This is a genomic window from Symbiopectobacterium sp., from assembly GCF_051710365.1.
Lineage (GTDB): Bacteria > Pseudomonadota > Gammaproteobacteria > Enterobacterales > Enterobacteriaceae > Symbiopectobacterium.
Genome location: NZ_JBPETA010000240.1, coordinates 1 through 3,965 on the forward strand (window position 1 = coordinate 1; position 3,965 = coordinate 3,965).

The 3,965-nt window shown below is 47.8% G+C and carries 7 protein-coding genes and 1 tRNA gene; 6 read left to right on the forward strand and 2 right to left on the reverse strand.

The annotated features are described in order from the left end of the window. Window positions 1-53 precede the first annotated feature (53 nt). Window positions 54-704 carry a lambda exonuclease family protein gene (locus tag ACTBDZ_RS15715; protein ID WP_438816006.1) on the forward strand — a complete coding sequence of 217 codons (651 nt, stop codon included), beginning with the start codon at window positions 54-56 and terminating at the stop codon, window positions 702-704. 69 nt (window positions 705-773) lie between these two features. On the opposite strand, the gene ACTBDZ_RS15720 is transcribed toward ACTBDZ_RS15715, so the two are convergent. Together ACTBDZ_RS15720 and ACTBDZ_RS15725 are read right to left on the reverse strand one after the other, a co-directional pair. After that, window positions 774-852: transfer RNA gene (locus ACTBDZ_RS15720), tRNA-Gly, on the reverse strand. Between the two features lie 16 nt (window positions 853-868). Further along, entirely contained in the window at window positions 869-1,321 is a 453-nt protein-coding gene (locus tag ACTBDZ_RS15725; protein ID WP_438816007.1) for a coiled-coil domain-containing protein, read from the reverse strand. A 309-nt stretch (window positions 1,322-1,630) separates the two neighbouring features. On the opposite strand from ACTBDZ_RS15725, the gene ACTBDZ_RS15730 reads away from it, so the two are divergent. The 5 genes from ACTBDZ_RS15730 to ACTBDZ_RS15750 all read left to right on the forward strand — a co-directional run. Continuing rightward, on the forward strand, window positions 1,631-2,398 hold the full coding sequence (locus ACTBDZ_RS15730) for a BRO-N domain-containing protein (protein ID WP_438816008.1): 768 nt from the start codon (window positions 1,631-1,633) through the stop codon (window positions 2,396-2,398). Between the two features lie 67 nt (window positions 2,399-2,465). Beyond that, window positions 2,466-2,783 carry an antA/AntB antirepressor family protein gene (locus tag ACTBDZ_RS15735; RefSeq protein ID WP_438816009.1) on the forward strand — a complete coding sequence of 106 codons (318 nt, stop codon included), beginning with the start codon at window positions 2,466-2,468 and terminating at the stop codon, window positions 2,781-2,783. 257 nt (window positions 2,784-3,040) lie between these two features. Further along, the gene (locus tag ACTBDZ_RS15740) at window positions 3,041-3,448 is read left to right on the forward strand and encodes a hypothetical protein (RefSeq protein ID WP_438816010.1); all 408 of its coding nucleotides are present in this window, start codon (window positions 3,041-3,043) and stop codon (window positions 3,446-3,448) included. A 9-nt stretch (window positions 3,449-3,457) separates the two neighbouring features. Beyond that, a complete protein-coding gene (locus ACTBDZ_RS15745) occupies window positions 3,458-3,784 on the forward strand; it encodes a hypothetical protein (protein WP_438816011.1) in 327 nt (108 codons plus the stop codon). Further along, on the forward strand, window positions 3,777-3,965 hold a 189-nt coding region (locus ACTBDZ_RS15750; RefSeq protein ID WP_438816012.1), incomplete at its 3' end, for a hypothetical protein. The genes ACTBDZ_RS15745 and ACTBDZ_RS15750, both read left to right, overlap by 8 nt.

Sequence of the window (3,965 nt, forward strand, 5' to 3'; positions counted from 1 at the left end):
GTAGAAAATGCTTGTCATCTTAGGTGTACAGTTTTCTCATGAGGCCTAACTGCATGATTTTGCGTTGCGAGGATCCGTCGTTTCACTTGGCTGCCAGCATAAAATCTATTTATTCAACAAAGCCCGTGACCGCCAGTCGCCTATCTGACGTAATGGCAAAAACCAAATCGGGCTATTCCGCAAGCCGTCAGAACTACATGGCAGAGCTTATATGCCAGCGCCTAACTGGAAAGGTGGAAGAAAGTTACTCAAACTCGGCCATGCAGCGCGGCACTGAACTTGAACCGGTGGCGCGGGAGATGTACCTGCTTAACCAGTTTGACGCAGAAGTTACAGAAGTGGGATTTATTCCCCATCCAGAGATCGTAGGATTTGGTGCGTCGCCTGATGGCTTGGTCGGAAATGATGGCCTGATAGAAATAAAATGCCCCAACACATGGACGCATTTAGAGACCATCAAGACCGGTAAGCCGAAAAACCAATACCTCCTACAGATGCACGCCCAAATGATGTGTACGGGCAGGAAATGGTGTGATTTTGTCAGCTATGACGACAGGCTACCGCCAGACCTTGCCTATTACCAGTTGAGAATTCATCAGGACGATAAACTGGTTGCTGAAATAGAGGAGGCGTTAACGCAGTTCCTGGTTGAACTTGAAAACGAACTTGAGGCTATCAGGAAATTATCCAGGGTAGCCGCATGAGTACCTGCACGTCGTCGTGCGGCTGCGCAAACAGGTTCCGTATGACGCGGGAGCGGAGTTGCTGAAAGCTGGAGGGTCGAGCAGGAATCGAACCCGCATCTTACGGTTGGGGAACACGTACGCTTTTTCCACACTAAGCTACCGACCCAGGGTGGCAGAATTGATTAAAGGGCCGTAACGAGAAAAGCTTTCACAACCAGAGAGAGAATACCCAAAATTCCAGCGCTCAGCATCCAGCGCATTAACTTTTGCTCAGCGCGAATACCCGCCATTTCAAGCTGTAAATCCTTGCGGACTAAAGATATCTGAGCTTCAGTTTTCTCGAAGCGAGCCTGCATCTGAGCTTCATTCTTCTCGAAGCGAGCTTCCATGTCCTTACGGACATCGGCTATCTCTGCGGACAGATCCTTACGGACATCAGCTATATCGCGCTTCACCTCGGCAATATCAGCAGACAGGTCTTTGCGCACGTCTTCGAGATCGCGCTTTGTGGCAAGATCTGCTACTTCGTGTGATTTTCGCACAACAAGAGATATCGCCTTAGCCTGGTCTTTTGGCAACCCGGCGTTTTCCAGCGTTTCGACGAACTCTTGAGTATCAAATGCAACCTGGCCCATAGCGGATCCTCCTGTGTTGAGGTAAGTGTAAGCGATCTGACCGCCAATCTGCAAAATTTTGCAAGTTCGGTTTGACATCTGCTGTCGCTGGTCGTTATATTCGCTCTTAGGTGCTTGAAACCACCTTGACATAGCGGATATCCGCACCCGACAGTCTTGCGGTTTTTTTACGTCCATAGATTATGGTCGGGCAGCGAGCAGTACATACAATACCCGTAAGGGAAAAACTGCTGGCCGTCTATGTCCGGGTTTCAAGTGCCCGACCGCCCTACTGAACCTAGGGTTAATAATTGACATAGGACAGTAAAAATGACTACTCAACTAATCTTCAAAGCCCATGTTCTCGATCTTATCGAACATAACGGTGGACTATGGTTTACATCCACTGAACTAGCCAAAGCGTTACACTACAAAAAAACTGACGCCATAACCCAAATTTATACTCGCAATCAGGATGAATTCACGCCCCAGATGTCATTGACCCTCAATTTGAGGGTCAATGGAATAAACAATAGTTTACGTGAAAAAGCAGTCCGCATTTTCTCCCTGCGTGGCGCACATCTGATAGCGATGTTTGCCAACACGCCGATCGCCAAAGAGTTTCGCAAATGGGTGTTGGATATTCTCGACCGCGAAGTCGGCCAACCTCACCCCGTTTATCAGCACGAAGCCCCTGAGCGTTTTACGAACACCGATACCCGTAACCTTGCGCGTTTAGTCTGGTGCATGACCCGCGGCTTCCGTTTTGAACAGGCATGGACCAACGCCGTTTACTATTCCCTGCGCGATGTGACCGGCACCCCGTCGCCGATGCCTTTTGAAGCGCAGCATATTCCTCTGCTGGCCGAAGAGTGCCGCCGCATTTACTACGTCACCGAAACCCTGCGTGAAACCATCCACGAAGCGGAAAAGCAAACCCTCAAACGCATTCTGCGCAAACGTGAAGATGCGAACACCGTACTTGCTGAAATGAAGCAGCTTTTCGAGCGCTGCCACCGCCAGCAGCAACGGGGCATTGCCGATCGCCTTGACCACTGGTACGAAAACGACGTTAGCCAGTTCCTTCAGCGCCACTAATCCAGTAATTCCGCCCCGGGATCGCGCCGGGGTTCCATTAATCACATTAACTTGTGAGGACCTTACTATGTCTAAAGAAAATAAACTGATTGCCATCGAAACCAATAGCATCAATGGCGAAACCGTCCAGACGATCAACGCCCGTGCCCTTCACGAATTCCTGAAAGTCGGCAAGGACTTCACCACATGGATTAAAGACCGTATTAGCCAATACGAATTTGTTGAAAATCAGGACTACGTGATTGTTGATAATTTGAGCTCCCCAAAATCGGGGAGTGCAAAATCTCGCCAACGCCCAATGAAAGATTACTACATCAGCATCGACATGGCGAAAGAGCTTTCGATGGTAGAGCGCAACGAGAAAGGTAAAGAGGCGCGCCAGTAGGCTTTGTTGAATAATAGGTAATCATGCTGTTTTTCCATGCCAGTTTTGGTTGAAAATGCTTGTCATCTCAGGTGTACAGTTTTCTCATGAGGCCTAACTGCATGATTTTGCGTTGCTAGGATCCGTCGTTTCACTGGGCTGCCAGCATAAAATCTATTTATTCAACAAAGCCGCGCCAGTACTTCATCCAGTGCGAGAAAAAAGCCAAGACTGCTGTTGCCCTACCGCAACTCAATGACCCGACATGGCTGCGCGGAATGCTGCTGAACTATACCGAACAGGTGGAAGAACTTAAGCAAACCGTGGACAGCCTAGAAAACCTCTTCCAAGTAGGAATGACGCCCGTCCAGTTCTGCAAGCAATTGAACGGGGTGAATATTATGGGAGTAAATCTGTTCTTAGCAGAGCGTAATTTTCTCTACGACGCGCAGAAAGAAGAAAACAAGCCCTATGAATGGCGTGTAAAGGCTTATGCACGCGATAAATATTTCACCGAAAAAACCGTCACCGTTAACACCGAAAAAGGCAAGAAGCAATTTTATGAAGTCATTCTTTTAAAAGAAGGCGCTAAATGGCTCTATCGCCACTATCTGAAAAGCGAGCTTCCGATGAAGAAAGATTGGAACGGTGAATTTACTCACGATAAATATCTTCAGTTCGCATAAGGAAAAATGATGAAGCAATCACAGGAAGTTATCGTTGCTCGCATTATTGCAGCATCTAAAGATATTGTCGCTTGCGAAAAGGTGATGGTAACACTGAAAGATATTTATCGTACCGCCCTGCGCCAATATTTCCGTGAGCATGGTGACCCCGGTATTGATGGCGGTCGACTCAACCCGGATAAACCGGAATATGCGGGCGTCATCAAACATACTGACCCTTATTTTATCGCCCTCCTCAAGAAAAAACGTGAGCTGCATAATGCCCGTCGTCGCCACAGTCGCGCCACTCAGGCATTAATCAAATATCAAATGGAGAAGGAAGCCGACCATGTTTAACACCTTCTGGACACTGAAAATCATTAACGCCATTTCAATTATGGCATGGATAGCGGCAGGGATAACCACTGTCATTGGCATCATGAATGCAGAGCCAACAACAGTTATATTCTCAGCAATAGCGTTAGTTTTTAGTCGGTTATTTTTGGAATTTATTGCTGTGCAATTTGTACAGGCAGAA